We start from the raw sequence: 21,451 nt of genomic DNA, 5'->3' as shown, positions 1-21,451 counted from the left end.
GCTTCGCCTCCTGTGGTTTCCGAGCCGGGTGGGCGCCTTGTGGGCGCGGTCCCATCCTGGCACGGGAACAGGGGTCAGAGCAGTTCGAGCAGGAACGGCAACTCCTGCGGGGCATACCAGGCCAGCTCGTGGTCCTCGGCCTCGCCGAGGGCGAACTCGGCGTCGTCGTCACCCAGGTCGGCGGCGTCGATCACCGCGGCGGCGGCCACCACGGCGGCTTCGGCTTCGGCGGTGTCCACGTGCACGGCGGCGATCTGCGTCAGCTCCACCGGACCGGCGACCCGCACCACCGCGGCGTCCAGATCGGGGCGCGGGGTCACCTGCTCGACGTCGGCCGAGATCACCACGCGCCGCGGCGGGTCCTTCTCGTCGGTGTCCTCCGCGGCGATCAGGCGCAGCGAGGCCCTGGCCGCGTCCAGCAGCGCGGCGTACTCCAGTTCCTCGGTGTCACCGCTGGTGTAGGACTCGCGCAGCGCCGGGGTGAGCGCGAAGGCGGTCCCGCTGATCGGGGCGAACTCCCCGTCCTCGACCAAGCGGCGCAGTGTGGCGATCGTCGCAGGCAGGTAGACCCTCACCAGTCCGCTCCCTTGAGTTCTTCCAACGACTCTTCGATCATCCCGCCGAGCAGGTCCACGTCGTACACGGCCTTGCGATCCCCGTTCAGTCCGAAGTAGACACCTCCGAGGTAGGAGGTGACCCCGATCGCCAGTGCCTGGTTCTTGGCCAGCGGCAGCACGGGGAACATCTCGGTCATTCTCGCCGGACCGGCGTAGCGCGGCTCCTGCGGTCCCGGCGAGTTGGTGATGACCAGGTTGAAGAACCGCCCGGAGAACGAGTTCGCCGCCCGCGCGCCGAGCGAGTGCAGGGTGGCCGGAGCGAACCCACCGACGCGCAGCAGCGTGCGCGCGGCCACCGAGCGGCCGGAGTCCGAGTGCGCGGTCATCGCGTGCCCGACGTGCTGGAGCCGCAGCACCGCGTTCGGCTCGCCGACCGGCAGGTCGACCAGGTACGCCGCGACCTCGTTGCCGATCAGGCCCGCGGAGGAGTACTCGGTCTCGGCGTCGCTGACCGCCAGCGGCACCAGCGCGCGCACGGTGGAGTCCGAGGTGAGCGCGGCCCCGCGGGACAGCAGCCATTCGCGCAGCGCGCCGGTGACCACGGCGAGCACCACGTCGTTGACCGTGCCGCCGTGCTCGGCGCGGATCTTGCGGAAGTCCTCGAGGCGCGTGCGCACCACGGAGTACATGCGGCCGCCGGACACGGGCGCGTTCAGCGGCCCCTCCGGCGCGGGCCGGGCGACGCTGCGCAACGTGGCGGCGACCCCGCTGATGGCTTCGGTGACCTTGCCGACCGTGGCCACCGCGTCCTGCGCGGCCACCCTGGCGGTGTTGACCAGTTCACCCGGTCGCTGCACGGTCTCGGTGACCGCGTCGAGCACGAGCTGCGTGCGGCTCGGCTGGCGGCGCGGGGTCCAGGTGTCCTCGAACTCCTCGGACTCGGCCGGGCTCTCGTCCAGGATCAGCTGACCGAGTTCGATGGTGCCGACGCCGTCGACCACCGCCTGGTGCGTCTTGGTGACCAGGGCGATCCGGTCGTCGGACAGGCCCTCGACGAAGTAGACCTCCCAGAGCGGGCGCTCCAGCGCCAGCGGGCGGGAGACCAGGCGCGCGACCAGGTCGAACAGCTGGTCGTCGGTGCCGGGAGCGGGCAGCGCGGAGCGGCGCACGTGGTAGTTGAGGTCGAAGTCGACGTCGTCCACCCAGACCGGTCTGGCCAGGTTGCCCGGCACGGTCACCACCCGCTGGCGGTACCGCGGCAGGTAGCCGAGGCGCTGCCCGATCAGGGCGAGCACGTCGGAGTAGTCGAAGCCGGCGCTGGGCCGTTCGAAGACCGCGACCCCGCCGACGTGCATCGGCGTCACCGGGTCCTCCATGAAGAGGAAGGACGCGTCCAGGGCGGACAGGCGGTCGTGCATGCGGTGATCCTGGCACACCCTGCTCTAATGCTCTCGTGCGTGAGTCGAATTCGGCGGTGTCCCCGAAGGACCGGTTCCTGACCGTCTACGGGCGCAAGCCCGTGCTGGAGGCCCTGGCCGACCCGGCCCTGGATGTCGACAAGGTGATACTGGCCGACACCGCCCGCGGTCCCGCGGCGGCGGAGATCCAGCGCGCGGCGAAGGAGTCGGGCGTGCCGGTCCAGCGGGCCAGCGCGCACCGGGTGAAGGTGCTGGCCGGCAACGGCAAGCAGGACCAGGGCGTGCTCGCCGACGTGGTGGCGCCGCGGATGCGCCCGCTGCACGCCGCGCTGGACGATCGGGTGCCGCCGGGACGGCTCCTGTTGCTCGACGGCATCACCACGCCGGCGAACGTCGGCATGATCCTGCGCACCGCGACGGCGGCCGGGGTCGGCGGCATCGTGGTGCCGCGGCGCGGGGTGGCCGCGCTGGACCCGCTGGTGGTCAAGGCCTCGGCCGGGGTCGCGTTCCGGGCGCCGGTGCTGCGCTGCGGCAGCGCCGAGGAGGCCGCGACGCTGCTGACCGAAGCCGGGTACGCGGTGTACGCGCTGGGGTCGTCTTCCGGGGAGTCGATCTTCGAGGCGTCCCTGCCGGAGCGCGCGGTCTTCGTGCTTGGTGGCGAGACCGGCGGGGTCAGCGAGGGCGTCGGCGAGCTGGCGACGGGGTGGCTGTCCATCCCGATGCCGGGTGAGGTGGAGTCGCTCAACGTGTCCGCGGCGGCGGCGGTGTTGTGCTTCGAGCTGGTGCGCCGGTCACGCTGAGAAGAGGGCGTCCAGTTCGAGCAGGGTGCTGTTGACCGAGGTGTGGTGCACGCCGACCATGCCCGCGGCGACCGCGCCCCGGACGTTGCCCGCTGAGTCGTCGACGAAGACGCACTGCCCGGCCCCCAATCCGAGGCGGTCCGCGGTGAGCAGGAAAACCCGCTCGTCCGGCTTCGCGACGCCGACCTCGCCGGAGAAGACGAGCGCGTCGAAGAACGGATCGAGCCGTCGCCTGGTCGGCCCCGCGGCACCCGGCGCGTTCGAGAGCAGGGCGGTTCTGATCCCGCGATCGCGCAGGAGGTCCACCGCCTGGAAGAGGGCGTCGGCATCGGGGTCGGTGAGCACCCCGGCGTAGTCCAGAACGAGTCCCCGCAGCATGGGCGGTCACCTTAGCCGCCGGGTGTCACCGAGTTGGGCGATCTTGGACCGGATTCAGGGAGTTCACTGCTCTACGGGGCGGAGGTGGCCGCCCGTGGCCGCCCGGGACCTGGGGAGAGGCCCTGTGGATGTACGACCGCTGAGCACGCTGGAAGCCGCGGACCGCCTGCGCGCGGTGCCGGCTGGTGGCGTCGGCCAGCAACTGGAACTACCGATTTTCGCGGGGGTGCCGTTGGGCCGCCACCGCCCCGGCCCACCCGTACCGGGGCGGCGGACGCTGGAGCGGATGGTGACCGCGCTGTTGGAGCTGTGCTGTGGCCGCAGACCGCGGGCGCAGCTGCGCCCGTTCGTGCGACCGGACGTCTTCGCGAAGCTCACCACCACAACGGCACGGCGGTACACGCTGCAGACCCCGATCCAGGCGTGCTTCCCGGTCGCAGGCGTCATCGAAACCTGCGGCACGGTGCACGGCGGGGTGCGCTCCTTCGCCGTCGCCGCCCGCTTCGAGGCGACAGCTTCGGGATGGTGGTGCGTCGCGTTCGACCTGATCGGGGAGCCGCAGTTGCACAAGCACCGCGCTGGGTGACGGTTTCTGGTGGTGGCGCGCCTGCTGTTCTTGGATGGCAGGCGCGCCGCTCGCCCTTGCCCGGGGGCGTGGGGTTCGGCCGCCTGAGCGCGGGAGTCGAGTGCAGGAGTGTGGAACTCGCGCGCACCAACGTGGAGTTCGCGCGCACCACGGTGGAGTTCGCGCCTCAACGTGGAGTTCGGCCGCTCGAACGTGGCACTCAGCCGCCCGAACGTAGGACTCGGCTGCCCGAACGTAGGACTCGGCTGCCCGAACGTAGGACTCGGCTGCCCGAGCGCGGTTCAGCTGCCTGCACGTCGAACTCGGCTACCTGACGTGGAGGGGCGGCCCGGGAGCGCCAGCGCCCGAATGTGGACCTCAGCTTCCCCAACGTGCAGTTCGGCTGCCCGAACGTGGCGTTCGAGCGTCTGAGTGTGGAACTCGGCTTCCCGAACGTGGAGTTCGGGTGCCTGAACGTGGGACACGGCTGCCTGTTGCGGAACTCAGCTGCCTGACTGTGCATTCACGCCCCAAGGTGGGTTCAGCTTCTGAACGCGGGATTAGCGCCCGAACGTGGGACTCGCCCGCCCGAGTGTGGAACTCGGCTACCTGGATGTGGGTTTCGGCTACCTGAGTGTGGAATTCGCGCTCGCAAGGTGGAGTTCCGCTGCTTGAACGTGGAACTCAGCTGCCCGAACGTAGGACTCGGCCGCCCGAGCGCACGGTTCAGCTACCTGAACGTGGAGGGGCGGCCCGGGAGCGCGCCAGCGCCCGAATGTGGACCTCGGCTTCCCCAACGTGGAGTTCGGCTGCCTGAACGTGGAGTTCGGCTAACCGAGTGGGCCTCGCCCCACGTGGGTTCCGCTGCTCGAACACGGAACCCAGCTGCCTGAACGTGGATGTCGGCCGCCCGAGTGCGCGACTCGGCTGCACGAGTGTGGAACTCGCGCGCACCAAGGTGGCGTTCGGCGACTTGAACGTGGGACTCAGCTGCCTGAGCGTGGAGTTGGGGTGTCTGAGTGTGGAACTCGGCTGCCCGAATGTGGGGTTCGGCTGCGGGAGTGTGGGACCCGCGCACCCCAGCGTGGGGTTCGGCCGCTCGAACGTGGGGTTCGGCTGCCTGAACGTGGGGTTCGGGCGTATGAGTGTGGGACTCGGGGGGTATGGGGAGGGCCACGCACCGGCTGGGGAGGCGGTGCGTGGCCCTGGGTGGGTGGGGGTTAGCGGCGGGGGGCTTTTTTGCCTTTTTTGGCTTGGGCCCGGGCTGCGGCGCGGCGTTCCCGGCGGGTGCCGCCGGCGTCGTCGCCGGTGTCGGCGGTGTCCCCGTGGGATTCGACGCCGCCGTCTTCGGCGGGGCCCGAGTAGGTCAGGCCTCGCTGGGCGCCGCCGTCCAGGCCCTTGCCGCGCAGGGCGGCCGGGACCGGGTCGGGCTTCGGCTGCGGCGGGACCGGCTGCGCGTGCCTGCCGTTCTCACGCGGAGCGGATCCGTTGCCACCGGAGGGCAGCGGGACCGGCAGGTCGGTGGCCGGTTCCGGGGCGGGCGGCGGGTCCTGCCGCTCGACCTGGAGGTTGAACAGCAGCCCGACCGCTTCCTCCTTCAGCGCGTCGACCATCCGGTCGAACATGTCGAAGCCCTCGCGCTGGTACTCGATCAGCGGGTCGCGCTGCGCGACCGCCCGCAGGCCGATGCCCTCCTTGAGGTAGTCCATCTCGTAGAGGTGCTCGCGCCACTTGCGGTCCAGCACCGACATCATCACCCGGCGCTCCAGCTCACGCATCGCGCCTTCGCCGACGGTGGACTCGATCTCCGCTTCACGCCGCTCGTAGGCCTCGCGGATGTCGGCGACCAGCGCCTCCCGCAGCGCCTCGGAGTCCAGGTCGTCGGTGTCCTCGGCGAGGTTCTCCCACTGCACCTTGACCGGGTACAGCATCTTCAGCGCGGTCCACAGCTTTTCGTGGTCCCAGTCCTCGGCGTAACCCTCGGCGGTGGCCTCGTTGACGTAGGCGGTGACCACCTCGGTGAGCATGTTCATCACCTGGTCGCGCAGGTCCTCGCCCTCGAGCACCTTCCGGCGACGGCTGTAGATGACCTGGCGCTGCTGGTTCATCACCTCGTCGTACTTGAGGACGTTCTTGCGGATCTCCATGTTCTGCTGCTCGACCTGCGTCTGCGCGCTCTTGATCGCCTTGGAGACCATCTTGTGCTCGATCGGCACGTCGTCGGGCAGGCGCATGGTGGTCATCACGCGCTCGACCATGGTCGCGTTGAACCGGCGCATGAGCTCGTCACCGAGCGAAAGGTAGAACCGGGACTCACCCGGGTCGCCCTGACGACCGGACCGGCCGCGGAGCTGGTTGTCGATGCGGCGGGACTCGTGCCGCTCGGTGCCCAGCACGTAGAGCCCGCCCGCCTCGCGGACCTCCTCGGCCTCCGCCTTGACCTCGGCGTTGACCTGCTCGATCACCTTCGGCCACGCGGCCTCGTACTCCTCGGAGTGCTCCACCGGGTCGAGACCGCGCTGGCGCAGCACGTCGTCGGCGATGATGTCCGGGTTGCCGCCGAGCACGACGTCGGTACCACGACCGGCCATGTTGGTGGCCACCGTGACCGCGCCCTTGCGCCCGGCGCGCGCCACGATCAGCGCCTCCCGGTCGTGGTACTTCGCGTTCAGCACCTCGTGCGGCACCTGCAGCTTGAGCAGCAGCTTCGACAGGTGCTCGGACTTCTCCACGCTCGTGGTGCCGACCAGCACCGGCTGGCCCTTGACGTGCCGCTCGGCGATGTCCTCGGCGACCGCCTCGAACTTCGCCTCCTCGGTCTTGTAGATGAGGTCCGGCTGGTCGGAACGCACCATCGGCCGGTTCGTCGGGATCGGCACCACACCCAGTTTGTAGGTCTGGTGGAACTCGGCGGCCTCGGTCTCGGCGGTACCGGTCATGCCGGAGAGCTTGTCGTAGAGGCGGAAGAAGTTCTGCAGCGTGATCGTGGCCAGCGTCTGGTTCTCGGCCTTGATCTCGACGCCTTCCTTGGCCTCGATCGCCTGGTGCATGCCCTCGTTGTAGCGACGGCCCGCCAGGATGCGGCCGGTGAACTCGTCGACGATGAGGACCTCGCCGTTGCGGACGATGTAGTCCTTGTCGCGCTTGTACAGCTCCTTGGCCTTCAGCGCGTTGTTCAGGTAGCCGACCAGCGGCGTGTTCGCGGCCTCGTAGAGGTTGTCGATGCCGAGCTGGTCCTCGATGAAGGCGACGCCCTTCTCGGTGACACCGACGGTGCGCTTGCGGATGTCCACCTCGTAGTGGACGTCCGGCTTCATCAGCGGCGACATCCTGGCGAACTCGATGTACCAGCGCGAGGACTGGTCGGCCGGGCCGGAGATGATCAGCGGCGTTCTGGCCTCGTCGATCAGGATGGAGTCGACCTCGTCGACGATGGCGAAGTTGTGCCCGCGCTGCACGCAGTCGTTGATGTCCCACGCCATGTTGTCACGCAGGTAGTCGAAGCCGAACTCGTTGTTCGTCCCGTGCGTGATGTCGCAGTTGTAGGCCGCGCGGCGCTGCTCCGGGGTCATGTCGGAGAGGATCACGCCGACGTCGAGACCGAGGAAGCGGTGGATGCGGCCCATCCACTCCGCGTCACGTTTGGCCAGGTAGTCGTTGACCGTGATGACGTGCACGCCCTCGCCGGAGATGGCGTTGAGGTAGGCGGGCAGCACCTGGGTCAGGGTCTTGCCTTCACCGGTCTTCATCTCGGCGACCTGGCCGAGGTGCAGCGCGGCGCCGCCCATCAGCTGGACGTCGAACGGCCGCTGGCCGATCACCCGCCAGGCGGCCTCGCGAGCCACCGAGAAGGCCTCCGGCAGCAGGTCGTCGAGGGATTCCCCGTTGGCGAACCGCTCGCGGAACTCACCGGTCTTGGCCTGCAGCTCGGCGTCCGAAAGGTTCTTCACGTCGTCTTCGAGGGTGTTGATGTGGTCCGCGATGTTGCGCAGGCGCTTGACCATCTTGCCCTCGCCCGCGCGGAGCAGGCGGTTCAGAACCATCTCAGGAGACCTCACTATGACTATGCGTACTTCGGGGGGTTCGGGGGGTTGCCCACCCACCATCGTAGGGAACGTGCCGGTGTTCGTGCACGCACCGCCGTACGAAAGATGCTGCTCGGACAGGCCGGCGGCCCGCACGCGTCGCGCGTGCGGGCCGCCGGGCCGTCAGGGTCGGAACGGGTTTCAGCTCACGGTGAACTCACTTCGCGAGCTGGATCACGCCGTAGTCGAAGCCCTTCCTGCGGTAGACGACGCTCGGCCTACCGCTTTCGGAGTCGTTGAACAGGTAGAAGTCGTGCCCGACCAGCTCCATCTCGTAGAGAGCCTGGTCGACGGTCATGGGTTCCGCGTCGTGCTGCTTCTCGCGGACGATGCGACCGGGGAGGTGTTCGGCCACACCGTCGTCCCAGCGCTGCTGGGGTACATCGATGCCGTTCGCTCTGGCGGCTTCGCCGTCGAGCGGCATTTCGTCGTGGACGGGCGCGTCCAGTACCGCGGTGCTCGCGGCGGGCCGCCTGCCGGAATCGGCCATCCCGCCTGCCACCGACGTCGCTTCGGCGACGGACTCGGAGCGGCGGCGTCCATAGTGGACACGGCGCCGGTCGTGGGACCGGCGGAGGCGGCTCTCGAGCTTGTTCACCGCGACGTCGAGCGCGGCGTAGAAGTCGCCGGCGCAGGCCTCCGCCCGCACGGCCGGGCCCTTGCCGACCACGGTGATCTCCACGCGCTGGCAGTTCTTCGCCTGGCGGCGGTTGGGTTCGTGGAAGAGTTCCACGTCGTAACGGATGACCTTCTTGTCATAGCGTTCCAGCCGCGACAGCTTTTCGCTGACGTGTGCCCGATAGTGCTCGGGCACCTCCACGTTACGGCCCTTCACGACGATGTCCATACACGACCTCCCTCGCTGAATTGACTGCGAGCTTGTGAGCATTACGGCGCCGGTGAAATCGGGACTGCGTTATTCGGAATCCGCCGGAGCGGTACGGAAGTACGCCTCACTGAGAGAATCCGCCGACTCGGTCACGACGTCTCGTGGCGGTCGGCCGGACGCGGGCTCAGCGTGCCTCCGGCGCCAGGGACATGGGCTTGTCACCTCCCCGCCTACCGGGATTGCTGATAGCGGAGCACGTTAGCCCGCTCTGGCCCGGAGCAACAGCCCCCGAGCCGGGGGATGTCAAGCCGTGAGAAGCCGTCACTGCGAGCAATGGACTACGCCGGTTACTCGCCAGTTTCCGACCCGTTCGGAGCATTGCGCGGTACTGCCTTTCACGCCAAAGGCTCAGTGAAAGGGGCTCGGAATTCGCGACGGTGACAGCGGCAAGGAGAACAGCCACCACTGCGGCAGGATGTGCCGCCGAGGGTGCTTGACTCGCTGACCGCGTCATATCCCGACAACGGGCGAGGTGTGCCGAATTGTTCCCGGCGCAGCTTCACTCGGATGAGTGAGCGTTGGTGAGCGTTAACCCGGCGGTAACCGGGTAGCCGCTCGCGCGGAGGACGCGGGCGCACTCCGACGCCGTGGACCCGGTGGTCAGCACGTCGTCGAGCAGCAGCACCGGGGTGCCGGGCGGAGGTAGCCCGGCCCGTTCGGGGGCGATCCGGCCGGCGAGGTTGGCCGCGCGCTGGTGCCGCGCCAGCCCGGCGGCGTCCTTGGCTCCCGAGTCCAGCACGAGACCCGGCGCGACGGCGGCCGGGTGACCGTGTTCGGCCAGCCGGCGGGCACAGGCGCGCGCCAGTCTCAGCATGTGCGGACCGCCTCGGATGCGCGAGGCGATCCGGCGCGAGGGCACGGGCACGAGCCACCACAGGCCGTCGGGCGCCGGCCTCGCTCCTGGTAAGTACGGTACGGCCTTCGCGAGCAGCTCGCCGAGCACCGGCGCGAGGTCGCGACGGCCGCGTTCCTTGTAGGCGAGCACCAGGCGCCGGGCGACGCCCGCGTAGGCCGCGAGCGTGAACACGGCGAGTTCGGGGAGCGGTACGAGCGCGGGCGCGCCCCAGGCGCGGACGCAGGTGGCGCAGCAGGCGGACCCGAGCGCGCCGCAGCCGGCGCAGACGGACGGGAGGACGAGGTCGATGAGGTTGGTCATGCCCGAGAGCCTGCCGACGGGGGCCGACAGTCTCGGATCGAGTGGTAAGAACTTGCAGTTCGAGGTGGCGGGGCCGGTCGGGCCGGGGTGAGGCGGACCGGTGTCAGCCTGGGTAGAAGGGGATGGTGTCCAGCGGGAGGCTGTGGTCGTGCGGGGTCCACACCTCGCCGACTTCTGAAGCGGTCCAGAGGCCCTCGCGGTCGGCGACCACGACCGGGCGGGACGGGGCGGCGGTGATCGCGTGCAGCGGCGGGGTCAGGTTCGACAGGTTGAACTGGTCCAGCCGCAGGCCGTCGACCGGGACGCGGACGACCGGGAGTGCGGTCGAGCCGGTGATCGCGACCAGGCTGTCCTGGTTCGCCCAGTCCACGTCCGTCACGTCCGACAGCCGCGTCTCCTGGAGCACGCGTGGCGAGCGCAGGCTCACCGAGTCGGCGGTGCGCACGACGGAAACCACCACCAGTCGCCCGGTGACCACCATCGCGGCGCGGGTGCCGTCCCGGGAGAGGCGGATGGCGGAGATGTCCGGGCCCACCGAGCGCACCGAGTCCGCGTTGACCACCTGGCTGGCCCAGGTGCCCTGCGCGGTCCGCAGCACGCGCACCACCTGCGAGCCGTCGACCACCGTCCACAGCTCACCGCCCTCCCCGGTGCCCGTCAGCGCGGGCCGCCAGGTCGGCCGGCTGAGTCTGTCCCCGTTCAGCTCGGTCCTGGCCAGCTCGCTGCCGAACTCGCCGACCCGCAGCCACAACCGCCCGTCCTGGCGTTCGATCACCGCCAGTTGCTTGCCGTCGACCGACTGCGCCGCGGTGACCACGTCGTAGGCCCGCGAGCCCGCGGGTCCGGGCACCGGCGCGCCGTCGCTGAGCGAGCGCACGCGACCACCCGAGATCATCAGGCCGGGCAGGTCGGACGCCGGGGACGAACTCGTCTCGTACGACGGCAGATCACTGGCTCGCCACTCCTCGCGGCCGGGCACCAGCGGCGCCCCGTCCGAGAGCAGTCTGATCCGGCTGCTGGTCACGCTCTGCAGCGAAAGCACCACCTGCGCCACGATCAGGCGTTTCTGTTCGTCACTCTGCTCGGAGACCCCGGTCAGCGGCACCACCACCGCGCCGTCCGCCGCGTTGGACACGTTCTGGTCGATCGACGCCTGCCCCAGCGGGTTGTTCACCGCGCCGTCGAGGAAGTCCGACGGCCCGGCCAGCAGCAGGTCGATCACCCGGCCCGGCAGCCCCGACTGCGGTTTCTGCACCACGTACCGCAGGTCCGGCACCAGCGAGTTGCGGTCGGTGGCGAAGAAGTACACCGGCACCCGGAAGTAGTTGCGGGTGAAGTCGGGCTCGGTGATCACGATGTCGTTGGCCGGCGAGACGATCCGCCACTGGCCGTCCGGCTGCCTGGCCAGGTGCACCGGGCGCTCGAAGCTGTCCCTCAGCGGGATGAACGCGCTGTCCGGGCCGAGTTTGCCCACGTTGGTGCCGCGCAGCAGCACGACGCGGCGGTTCGGGTCCTCGGGCTGGTTCGGCGAGTAGACCGTGTCGAACTTCTCCTCCATCACGGTCAGCCCGCGGTCCGGCCGCCAGGTCGACCGGGACGGCGGGTCGAGGAAGAGGCGGGCGCGGTTGTGGTCGTTGTTCGGCTGCGCGCTCGCCGAGACGAACTCGCGGACCACGCCGAGCGCGTCGAGATCCTTGTCCGGCTCGGGGTTCGGCGGCGCGGGCGTCGCCATGCCGCCCGACGAGATGACCCGGGCCTGCGACTCCTCCGGCACCGTGGCGCACCCGCCGACCACCAGCAGGAGCAGGCAGGCCAGCAACGCGCCCGCCGCCCGCAGACGGTTCCTCACCTGGCCTCCTCGCGTTCGGCGGCGACCAGATCCGGCGTCACGGACACCTCACCGGCCGGCTCGTCGGGTTCGATGCCGATGAACCCGCCCGGCGGCACGTCGGGCGGCAGGTCCAGCGGACTACTCTCCCACTTCTCACCCTGGCGCAGCGGCAGCGTGAGCCGGAAGCAGGCACCGCGGTCCGGTTCGCCCCACGCCTCCAGCTCACCGCCGTGCAGCTTCGCGTCCTCGTGGCTGATCGCCAGGCCGAGGCCGGTGCCGCCGGTGCGGCGGTTGCGCGAGGGGTCGGCGCGCCAGAACCGGTTGAACACCAGCCCCGCCTCGCCGGTCCGCAGGCCGACGCCGAAGTCCTGCACGGTGACCGCCAGCGCGTGCTCGTTGGCGGCCAGGCGCACGCGCACCGGCTGCCCTTCGCTGTGGTCCACCGCGTTGGCCAGCAGGTTCCGCAGGATGCGTTCGACCCGGCGGGAGTCCAGCTCGGCCTCGACCGGGGTCTCGGGCAGGTCGACCTCCAGCTCGCTGTTCGCGTCACCGGCGATCACCCGCACCTGCTCGACCACCCGCAGCACGATCGGCCGCGCGTCGATCAGCTCGGCGGACAGCTCCTCCACGCCGGCGTCCAGCCTGCTGATCTCCAGCAGGTCGCCGAGCAGCGCTTCGAACCGGTCCAGCTCGTCGACCAGCAGCTCGGTGGACCGCGCCAAACCCGGCGGGAACTGCTCGCGCGAGGCGTGCAGCACGTCGGCGGCCATGCGCACGGTGGTCAGCGGGGTGCGCAGCTCGTGGGAGACGTCCGAAGTGAACCGGCGCTGCAACTGGCCGAACTCCTCCAGCTGCCGGATCTGCCGCTGGATGCTCGCGGCCATCTCGTTGTACGACTCGGCGAGCTTGGCCAGATCGTCCTCGCCGAGCACCCCGAGCCGCTGGTCCAGCTCACCTTCGGCGAACCTCTCCGCGGCCGCCGCGGCCCGGCGCACCGGGTGCACCACCTGGCGGGTGACCAGGTTGGTGATCAGCACCAGCAGGAACAGCAGCACCAGGCCACCGACCATCAGGGTGTTCTGCACGGTCGAGACGGTGTTCTGCTCGGCGGTCAGCGGGAACAGCAGGTACAACTGCAGCGGGCGCGGCGCGCCGGTGATCGGGGCGCCGATCATCAGGTAGGTGGTGCGGGCGCTTTCGACACCCGCGGTGTGGATCTGCTCGGAGAACTGCTCGCCCTCGACGAACTGCCGCAACCGCGGGGTGACCTTCTCGAACGGGCCCGCGAACACGGTGGCCTCGCTGGACTTGCTCGGGTCCGCGCTGGCCAGCACCGGTTCGAAGGCCCCGGCGCTGGCGCTGGTCGGGTCCTGCCCGCCGGGCGCGCTGGCGAGCTTCTTGAGCGCGTTCCCCAGCCGCGACCTCAGCTCGTCGGGTGCCGCGTCGATGCCCGACAGCTCGCTCTCCGCGTCGTCCAGGATGGCCCTGGTCTGCGCGATCGCGGCGGCCTTCTTGGTCTCGATCAGCCGGTCGGTGATCTGGTTCTGCAGCACCATGCCCAGCACGAACACCACCGCCGACGACAGCGCCAGGGTGGAGATGGTGACCCGGAACTGCAGGGACTGGCGCCACAGCTCGCCGAAGTCGATGGATCGGCGGCGGAGGAAGGCGGCCACGCGGCGGCCCGTGGTCATGGTCCCGCGCCCGAAGGCGGCGACCCTGCTCACGGTCTGCTCACGGCGGGCCGGCCTTGTAACCGACGCCGCGCACCGTCAACACCACCTCGGGGTGCTCCGGGTCCTTCTCCACCTTCGAGCGCAGCCGCTGGACGTGCACGTTGACCAGCCGGGTGTCGGCGGCGTGGCGGTAACCCCACACCTGCTCCAGCAGCACCTCGCGGGTGAACACCTGGCGCGGCTTGCGCGCGAGCGCGACCAGCAGGTCGAACTCCAGCGGGGTGAGCGGGATGGCCTTGCCCTCCCTGGTCACCTCGTGGCCCGGCACGTCGATGGTCAGGTCGCCGATGGCCAGCGATTCGGCGGGCTCGGACTCGGTGCGGCGCATGCGGGCCCGCACCCGCGCCACCAGTTCCTTCGGCTTGAACGGCTTGACCACGTAGTCGTCCGCGCCGGACTCCAGGCCGAGCACGATGTCCACGGTGTCGCTCTTCGCGGTGAGCATCACGATCGGCACGCCCGACTCGGCGCGGATGGCCTTGCAGACGTCGATGCCGTTCATCCCCGGCAGCATCAGGTCCAGCAGGACCAGGTCGGGCTTGAGCTCGCGCAACGCGGGCAGCGCGCGTGAACCGTCCGCGACGACGGCGGTGTCGAACCCCTCCCCACGCAGCACGATGGTGAGCATCTCCGCGAGGGCGGGGTCGTCATCGACCACCAAGACACGTGCCTTCATGTTCACATACTCGCACTCACGGCCGTCCGGGTACGCACGACCCGGCGAACAGCCGATGATCATCGGCCTGACTTAGCCCGGATGGACGATCAAGCGGGCCTTGACCGGGCCCGGGAGCGAGCGCCGGATACACCCGGTCGGCCTAGCGAAAATGACCTCAGCCGTTAGTGTTGCGCCATGGGGAACCCCGAGCAGAGCAAGGGAGCACCGAGTCAGGTCCAGTCGGTCGACCGCGCGATCAGCGTGCTGGAACTGCTGGCGCGCCAGGGGGAAACCGGGATCACCGACATCGCCGCCGAGCTGGGCGTGCACAAGTCGACCGCGTCGCGGCTGGTCAGCGTACTGGAGGCCCGCGGGCTGGTGGAGCAGCTCGGCGAGCGGGGCAAGTACGTGATCGGCTTCGGCGTGGTGCGGCTGGCCGGGGCCGCCACCGGCCGGATGGACCTGGCCAGGCTGGGCAGGCAGACCTGCCAGGCACTGGCGGAGTCGCTCGGGGAGACGGTCAACATCGCGGTGGCCGACCAGGGCGGCGCGATCAACATCAGCCAGGCACGCGGGGCCGCCGCGATCACCACGCAGAACTGGACCGGCCAGCGCACCCCGCTGCACGCCACCTCCAGCGGCAAGGTCCTGCTGGCGTACATGTCCGACACCGAGCGCCGCCGCATCCTGCGCCGGAAGCTGGAGCAGTTCACCCCGCGCACCCACACCGATCCAGCCGAACTGGCCACCGAACTGGAGCGGGTCGCCGAAGACGGTTTCGCCGCCAGCTTCGAAGAGCTGGAGCTGGGCATGCACGCGGTCGCGGTGCCCATCCACGGCGCGCACGGCGAGGTGGTCGGCGCGATGAGCGCGTCCGGGCCGTCCTACCGGCTTTCGCGCCAGCGCGTGCGGCAGATCGTGCGGCCGATGGCCGATGCCGCCGCGGAGCTTTCCGAGCAGCTGGGCTACTTCCAGTACTAGTCCACTTCGGACTGTCCGAATCAGAGGGAGCGCAGTTCCGCGGCCAGCGCGGGGGCGTCGACCCCGCTCACGCCGTCGAGCACGAACCACCGGGAAAGCCAGTGCTCCGCGGCGAGCTGGTCGTACACGGCGCCGCAGCGGTCCTGGAGGGCGGAGTCGGATTCGAAGGCGTCCCTGGCCCTGTCGGCTTCTTCGCGGGCACGCTGCTCAGCGCGCTGCGCGGCCACCTCACGGGGTACGCGGAGCAGGATCTGCGCGTCGGGCACCGGGAGACCGAAACGGTCGATCTCCAGTTCGCGGACCCACTTCACCACTTCACCGGAGCTGTCCTGGTGCAGTCGCGCGGCCGCGTACGCCGCGTTGGAGGAGACATAGCGGTCCAGGAGAACCACGTCGTGCAGGTCCAGCGACCCGCGGATCTCGTCGGCCGCGCCGCGGCGGTCCAGCGCGTAGAGCATCCCCATGCCGTACACCGAATCGGCGAGATCGCCGTGGCCGCGGTGCAGCGCTTCGCGCACCAGATCGGCGTGCACGCTCTTGCCGTACCGGGGGAACGCCAGCGTCCCGACGGTCGCGCCGCTGTCGTGCAACGCCTTCGTCAGGTTTGCCGTCAGGGTCCGCTTCCCGGCCCCGTCCAGCCCCTCGATCACCACCAGCCTGCCCACCGCCGCACTGTACCGTCCGGCGGCGGGCCTGCTCGGCGGGAACCGTCAGTAGCGGTAGTGGTCCGGCTTGTACGGGCCCTCGACGTCCACGTCGATGTACTCCGCCTGCTCCTTCGTGAGCTTGGTCAGCTCACCGCCGAGCGCCTCGAGGTGGATCTTGGCGACCTTCTCGTCGAGCTTCTTCGGCAGCCGGAACACCTCCTTGTCGTACTCCTCGTGCTTGGTGAACAGCTCGATCTGCGCGATCACCTGGTTGGAGAAGCTGTTCGACATCACGAACGACGGGTGCCCGGTGGCGTTGCCCAGGTTCAGCAGGCGGCCCTCGGAGAGCACGATGATCGACCGGCCGGAGGGGAACACCCACTCGTCGACCTGCGGCTTGATGTTGTTGCGCACGATGCCCGGGTACCGCGCCAGCCCGGCCATGTCGAGCTCGTTGTCGAAGTGGCCGATGTTGCCGACGATGGCCTGGTGCTTCATCTTCGCCATGTGCTCGACCATCACCACGTCCTTGTTGCCGGTGGTGGTGATGATGAGGTCCGCCTCGGGCAGCACCGACTCCAGCGACTTGACCTGGTAGCCGTCCATCGCCGCCTGCAGCGCGCAGATCGGGTCGATCTCGGTGACGATCACGCGCGCGCCCTGGCCTGCCAGCGACTCGGCCGCGCCCTTGCCCACGTCGCCGTACCCGCAGACCACCGCGACCTTGCCGCCGATCAGCACGTCGGTGCCACGGTTGATGCCGTCGATGAGCGAGTGGCGGATGCCGTAGCGGTTGTCGAACTTCGACTTGGTGACCGCGTCGTTGACGTTGATCGCCGGGAACAGCAGCTCACCCGCGGCGGCGAGCTGGTAGAGCCGCAGCACGCCGGTGGTGGTCTCCTCGGTGACCCCGAGCACGCCCTCGCCGATCTTGGTCCACTTGCCGGTGTCCGCGGCCAGCGATTCCTTGAGCAAACCGAGGAAGACCTTCCACTCGTCGGGGTCGTTGTCGTCCGGCGACGGCACCACGCCGGCCTTCTCGAACTCGGTTCCCTTGTGCACCAACATGGTCGCGTCGCCACCGTCGTCGAGGATCATGTTCGGGCCCTCGCCGTCCCAGGTGAGCATCTTCTCGGTGCACCACCAGTACTCCTCGAGCGTCTCGCCCTTCCACGCGAAGCAGGGCACGCCCTGGGGCTCCTCGGGGGTCCCGTGCGGGCCGACCACCACCGCGGCGGCCGCGTGGTCCTGGGTGGAGAAGATGTTGCAGGAGGCCCAGCGCACTTCGGCGCCGAGCGCGATCAGCGTCTCGATCAGCACCGCCGTCTGCACGGTCATGTGCAGCGAGCCCGAAACCCGTGCCCCGCGCAGCGGGTAGACCTCGGAGTATTCACGCCGCAGCGCCATCAGGCCGGGCATTTCGTGTTCGGCGAGGCGGATCTCCTTGCGGCCGAATTCGGCCAGGCCGAGATCGGCGACGGCGAAGTCGATCCCGTTGCGGGTCTGCAGCCGTGCGGCAACGCTTTCGGACGACATAGTGGTGGTTCCTCCAAGGCTCGCGGACGCCAGAACAGTACCGTGTCTTTCTCGACCCCCGATTGAGGAAGAGTGAGGAGAGCTCTCGTGCCGATGCCAGGGCCGGACGCCCGCGTGGTGGAAATCCGCGTGGCCGGGCTGGTCGGCACCACCGGCGAGGCCCTGCTCGACGCGACCGCGGCGGTGGACGTGGCCGGTGACGGGATCGGGCAGTTCACCCGCCCGGCCGATCGGCTCCGCCGTCCGGCCCCCGGCCCCACTCTCCCGGCGCTGGGCCGGACCGTGCCCCGGATCATCGAGGGCTACCTCTGGAGCCGGATGACTTCCGGCGGTGTGGCGAAAGCCACGTGGGCGCTGCTGTTCCCCTTCTCACTGGCGAACGTGGCGCACTGGATGCTGCCGCCGGTGCCCGAGCGCGGATTCGGACGGGTGCTGGCCGCGGTGTGCCGCAGCCTGCTGCGGATCGCGTCGCTCGCGCTGACCATGTTGCTGGTGAGCCAGGTCGCGGTGATCTCGCTCGACCTGATCGCGGCGCAGTGCCTGGCGCCGAACACCGGCTGCCTCGACTGGGCGCCGTCGTGGACGCGGGAGAGCTCGGTGCTCCGGCTCTCCGCCGGGGTGCTCCCGTTGCTGGTGCTGATCTTCCTGCTGCACCTGATCTCGTCGACGAACTGGGCGGTCGCGCAGTCGAAACCGATCACCGCCGAAGGTGAGCCGCTGCCCGGCGACGATCTGCGCACCTCCCCCGACACCCCGCTGCTGCGCTGCCTGCACACGCTGTCCGCGCTGGCCTGCGTCGCGCTGCTGCCGCTCGGCGGTCCGCTGCGGCCGCCGTCCGACGCGTTCGGCGCGATGCTGTGGGGCGTGGCGGTCGGGCTGATCGTGCTCGGGCTGGTGCTGGTGGCGGTGCTGGACGTGCGCGTGCTGACCCGCGCGATCGGCCGCTGGACGCAACGGCTGGTGCTCGGCCTCGGGCTGGCGCTGGTGGTCGCGGTGGTGGTGCGGGTACGCGAACTGCCGCAGGTGCTGCCCGGCACGCAGGGCGTGGTCGAGGTGATCGGCGGCGGGCTGCTCGCGGTGGTGGTGCTGTTCGCGCTGCTGCTCGTCCCCGCCGCGCTGCTGGCCCGTCCGGCGTGGAACACGCTGCCCCGCCGGCTTCGGCCGTGGGTCGGCGGGTGGGCTTCGGCTCCCGCGCTCGCGCTCGCCGGACTGCTCGGCGGCGGCTTCGGTGCCGGTGTCGCCATCGCCGCGCGCGAACTGCTCGGTGACGACGACCTGGTGCTGCCGCGCGGGTACACGCTGCTGACCATGGTTTGGGGCGTCGGCATCGTGGTGGCCGCGGTGCTCGCGGTGGTCGGCTTCGCCGGTGCGGTGCCGCGGCGGCGGCGCAAGCGCGGCGTGCCGAAGATCGTGGACATGCTCCAGGACAAGCCGGAGGACTGCGAGGAAGCGGCGGCGGCGTGGGCGCGCTCGGCCTGGGAACGGCGGCGGCTGCACCAGCTGGTGCTGAGCACGGTGCTGGTGATGTCGGCGGCCACGCTCGCGCTGCTGACCGTGCGGGTCGGCGACCTGCCGCTGCCGACCTGGCTGGACCCGTTGTCGGCGCTGGGCGTGTTCGCGCTCGGCGCGCTGGCGGCCGGACTGCTGCGGGTGGTCTACACGGCGGCGAGCAGTCCGGAGCGCAGCAGGCACCTCGGCGCGCTGGCCGACCTCGTCTGCTTCTGGCCGCGGGCGGCGCACCCGACCGTGCCGCCCTGCTACGCGCTGAAGGTGGTGCCCGAGCTGGCCGCCCGCACACGGCTGCACCTGGAGGAGCCGAACACGCGCGTGGTGCTCGCCGGGTACAACCTCGGCGGCCTGCTGGCCGTGGTGACCGCGGCCCGGCTGATGCGGGAGCTGCCGGAGGCCGACCGGTCGCGCGTGGGGGTGCTGACCGCGGGCTCGCCGCTGCAGTGGGGTTATCAGCGCGCCTTCCCGGCGGTGCTGCCGCACCAGGCGCTGGCGCGGTTGTTCGGGCAGCTGGACGGGCGGTGGCGCGGGCTGAGCCGGGGCACCGACACCTTCGGCGGCGGCGTGACCACCTGGCGGCACGAGGTCAAGGACGACAAGCTGCACGGCGTCGGCTACCTGCCGGACGGCACGGTCGGCCCGCTCGCGCCCGCGGAGTGCGGGACCTCGGGCGCCGTGGTCCTCGGCGGCGACCACTGGCTGCCGGACCCGCTGCGCGCGCCCTCCCCCGGCCACCGGTGGGCGCCGGGCGTGTGCCGGCACGCGGACTACCTGGCGGATCCGGAATGGGACCGGGCGGTGGCCTGCGCGGCGGGGCTGGAGCTGCCCGGGAAGCCGATGCGCCCGGCGGCTGAGCAGTTCCCGCTGTTCGGCGACCTGCCCCCGGTGGAACGCCCCCGATTCCGCCCGGACCTACGCCACTCACCGAACTGACGACATCACCCGGGGCCACATTCGTGACACGAGCGGGCCATACTTCGCCGGGTCGTCACCGTCGACATGCCGTGAATGTGGCTTTCACGGCGTATTCGGCCGTGAAAGCCACATTCACGGCACCCAGAACGTTCCCCGAGCCGAGGCCGGCCACCCAAACCGGGGTGGGGCCCCTACTTCTTCGGATCGGCCCCGTCGACGGGCAACGGTGAAGCCGTGGCGCCCTCGTTCTTGATCCGCTTCCCCAGCAGCGAGTGGCGGCGGCCGTAGGCGAAGTAGACGACCACGCCCAGCGCCATCCAGGCCAGGAACCGCAGCCAGGTCAGCACGGTCAGGTTCAGCATCAGCCACAGGCAGGCGATGATCGCCGCGATCGGGATGACCGGGACCCACGGCACGCGGAACGCGCGCGGCAGGTCCGGCCGGGTCTTGCGCAGCACGATCACCCCGGCGGAGACCAGGATGAACGCGAACAGCGTGCCCACGTTCACCATCTCCTCCAGCTTGTCCGCCGGGAAGAAGGTGGCCGCCACGGCGACCAGCAGGCCCACGATCAGCGTGGCGTTCTTCGGCGTGCCGCGGTTGCCGGTCTTGGCCAGCTGACGCGGCATCAGGCCGTCGCGCGACATGGCGTAGATGACCCGGATCTGCCCCAGCATCAGCACCATCACCACGGTGGTCAGCCCGGCCAGCGCGCCGATCGAGATGATGTTCGCCGCCCAGTCGACCCCGTTCGCGGAGAACGCCGAAGCCAGCGTCTTGCGGTCGGGACTGCCGTCGGCCTTGGTGCCGGTGGACAGCTCGGTGTAGTTCACCATCCCGACCACCACCAGCGAGACCGCCACGTACAGCACGGTCACGATGGCCAGCGAGCCGAAGATGCCGCGCGGCACGGACTTCTGCGGGTTCTTCGTCTCCTCCGCGGTGGTGGCCACGATGTCGAACCCGATGAACGCGAAGAACACCAGCGAGGCACCGGCCAGCAGGCCGAACGCGCCGAAGGTGCTGCCCTCACCCCCCAGCAGCGCGGAGAACAGCGACTGCTCGATTCCGCCACCGGACTCGCCGGCCGGCTGCGACGGCGGCACGAACGGCGTGTAGTTCGAGCCCTTGACGTAGAAGAAGCCCAGCACGATCACGAACAGCACCACGGCGACCTTGATGCCGGTGATCACCATCGACACGTGCGAGGACAGCTTCGTGCCCAGCGTCAGCACCGTGGCCAGGGCGAGCACCAGCAGCAGCGCACCCCAGTCGACGGTCAGGCCGCCGACGTCGAAGGTGGTGCGGGTGCCGTCGCCGAAGAGGTAGCCGAGCACCGTCTCCAGGTAGACCGACCAGCCCTTGGACACCGCGGCCGCGCCGACCGCCAGCTCCAGCACCAGGTCCCAGCCGATGATCCAGGCCATGAACTCGCCGAAGGTGGCGTAGGAGAAGGTGTACGCGCTGCCCGCCACCGGCACCGTCGAGGCGAATTCGGCGTAGCAGAGCGCCGCCAGCGCGCAGGCGATCGCGGCGAGCACGAAGGCCACCGAGACCGACGGACCGGCGAAGTCACCCGCTGTGCGCGCGGTGAGCGTGAAGATGCCCGCGCCGATGACCACCGCGACGCCGAAGACCGTCAGGTCCCAGGCGCTGAGGTTTCTTCGCAGCTTGGTGTCCGGTTCGTCGGTGTCCGCGATGGACTGCTCCACCGACTTCGTGCGCCACAAACCCGTGCCGGGCAACGTCGACCTCCTCCGCGGGTGCCAGTTCGGGGATTCACCCTAATG

The 21,451-nt window shown here is 70.2% G+C and carries 16 protein-coding genes; 4 read left to right on the top strand and 12 right to left on the bottom strand.

The genetic code is table 11. From position 1 onward, the window contains the following. Nucleotides 1-74 precede the first annotated feature (74 nt). The gene (locus tag L3Q67_RS16495) at nucleotides 75-575 is read right to left on the bottom strand and encodes a DUF6912 family protein (RefSeq protein WP_499190334.1); all 501 of its coding nucleotides are present in this window, start codon (nucleotides 573-575) and stop codon (nucleotides 75-77) included. Continuing rightward, complete coding sequence (locus L3Q67_RS16490) at nucleotides 572-1,975, bottom strand: WS/DGAT/MGAT family O-acyltransferase (protein ID WP_499190333.1); 1,404 nt, start codon at nucleotides 1,973-1,975, stop codon at nucleotides 572-574. The genes L3Q67_RS16495 and L3Q67_RS16490 overlap by 4 nt, the downstream gene beginning before the upstream one ends. 35 nt (nucleotides 1,976-2,010) lie before the next feature. Here L3Q67_RS16490 and L3Q67_RS16485 point away from each other — a divergent pair, with 35 nt between their 5' ends. Further along, the gene (locus L3Q67_RS16485) at nucleotides 2,011-2,775 is read left to right on the top strand and encodes a TrmH family RNA methyltransferase (protein WP_423584124.1); all 765 of its coding nucleotides are present in this window, start codon (nucleotides 2,011-2,013) and stop codon (nucleotides 2,773-2,775) included. On the opposite strand, the gene L3Q67_RS16480 is transcribed toward L3Q67_RS16485, so the two are convergent. Continuing rightward, nucleotides 2,767-3,153, bottom strand: coding sequence for an HAD family hydrolase (locus L3Q67_RS16480; RefSeq protein ID WP_499190332.1), 387 nt, complete (start codon nucleotides 3,151-3,153; stop codon nucleotides 2,767-2,769). The genes L3Q67_RS16485 and L3Q67_RS16480 overlap by 9 nt on opposite strands. 124 nt (nucleotides 3,154-3,277) lie before the next feature. Between L3Q67_RS16480 and L3Q67_RS16475 the strand changes: the two genes are divergently transcribed. After that, nucleotides 3,278-3,739 carry an Rv3235 family protein gene (locus tag L3Q67_RS16475; protein WP_499190331.1) on the top strand — a complete coding sequence of 154 codons (462 nt, stop codon included), beginning with the start codon at nucleotides 3,278-3,280 and terminating at the stop codon, nucleotides 3,737-3,739. A 1,199-nt stretch (nucleotides 3,740-4,938) separates the two neighbouring features. Here L3Q67_RS16475 and secA read toward each other — a convergent pair. From secA to mtrA, 6 genes are all read right to left on the bottom strand, one after another. After that, on the bottom strand, nucleotides 4,939-7,761 hold the full coding sequence (secA, locus tag L3Q67_RS16470) for a preprotein translocase subunit SecA (protein WP_499190330.1): 2,823 nt from the start codon (nucleotides 7,759-7,761) through the stop codon (nucleotides 4,939-4,941). Nucleotides 7,762-7,960: 199 nt separating this feature from the next. Beyond that, on the bottom strand, nucleotides 7,961-8,650 hold the full coding sequence (hpf, locus tag L3Q67_RS16465; RefSeq protein ID WP_499190329.1) for an HPF/RaiA family ribosome-associated protein: 690 nt from the start codon (nucleotides 8,648-8,650) through the stop codon (nucleotides 7,961-7,963). Between the two features lie 541 nt (nucleotides 8,651-9,191). After that, nucleotides 9,192-9,848, bottom strand: coding sequence for a ComF family protein (locus L3Q67_RS16460; protein ID WP_499190328.1), 657 nt, complete (start codon nucleotides 9,846-9,848; stop codon nucleotides 9,192-9,194). 103 nt (nucleotides 9,849-9,951) lie between these two features. Next, nucleotides 9,952-11,697: an LpqB family beta-propeller domain-containing protein gene (locus L3Q67_RS16455; protein WP_499190327.1), complete on the bottom strand. Its 1,746-nt coding sequence runs from the start codon at nucleotides 11,695-11,697 to the stop codon at nucleotides 9,952-9,954. Next, the gene (gene mtrB, locus L3Q67_RS16450; RefSeq protein ID WP_499191555.1) at nucleotides 11,694-13,373 is read right to left on the bottom strand and encodes a sensor histidine kinase family protein; all 1,680 of its coding nucleotides are present in this window, start codon (nucleotides 13,371-13,373) and stop codon (nucleotides 11,694-11,696) included. Before mtrB ends, L3Q67_RS16455 begins: the two co-directional genes overlap by 4 nt. 40 nt (nucleotides 13,374-13,413) lie before the next feature. Continuing rightward, nucleotides 13,414-14,091, bottom strand: a complete 678-nt coding sequence (gene mtrA, locus L3Q67_RS16445; RefSeq protein ID WP_113697829.1) for an MtrAB system response regulator MtrA — start codon at nucleotides 14,089-14,091, stop codon at nucleotides 13,414-13,416. A 177-nt stretch (nucleotides 14,092-14,268) separates the two neighbouring features. Here mtrA and L3Q67_RS16440 point away from each other — a divergent pair, with 177 nt between their 5' ends. After that, entirely contained in the window at nucleotides 14,269-15,054 is a 786-nt protein-coding gene (locus L3Q67_RS16440; protein ID WP_499190326.1) for an IclR family transcriptional regulator, read from the top strand. A 20-nt stretch (nucleotides 15,055-15,074) separates the two neighbouring features. Here L3Q67_RS16440 and L3Q67_RS16435 read toward each other — a convergent pair whose 3' ends face one another. Next, on the bottom strand, nucleotides 15,075-15,719 hold the full coding sequence (locus tag L3Q67_RS16435) for a dTMP kinase (protein WP_499190325.1): 645 nt from the start codon (nucleotides 15,717-15,719) through the stop codon (nucleotides 15,075-15,077). A 45-nt stretch (nucleotides 15,720-15,764) separates the two neighbouring features. Continuing rightward, entirely contained in the window at nucleotides 15,765-17,237 is a 1,473-nt protein-coding gene (gene ahcY / locus L3Q67_RS16430) for an adenosylhomocysteinase (RefSeq protein ID WP_499190324.1), read from the bottom strand. 93 nt (nucleotides 17,238-17,330) lie between these two features. Between ahcY and L3Q67_RS16425 the strand changes: the two genes are divergently transcribed. Next, entirely contained in the window at nucleotides 17,331-19,679 is a 2,349-nt protein-coding gene (locus tag L3Q67_RS16425) for a hypothetical protein (protein WP_499191554.1), read from the top strand. 173 nt (nucleotides 19,680-19,852) lie between these two features. Here the strand turns inward: L3Q67_RS16425 and L3Q67_RS16420 are convergent, their stop codons facing one another. Beyond that, entirely contained in the window at nucleotides 19,853-21,406 is a 1,554-nt protein-coding gene (locus tag L3Q67_RS16420) for an APC family permease (RefSeq protein WP_499190323.1), read from the bottom strand. Between the last annotated feature and the right edge of the window lie 45 nt (nucleotides 21,407-21,451).

Source organism: Saccharothrix sp. AJ9571 (assembly GCF_021725495.1).
Lineage (GTDB): Bacteria > Actinomycetota > Actinomycetes > Mycobacteriales > Pseudonocardiaceae > Amycolatopsis > Amycolatopsis magusensis.
This window is presented reverse-complemented; position numbering and strand designations above follow the sequence as displayed.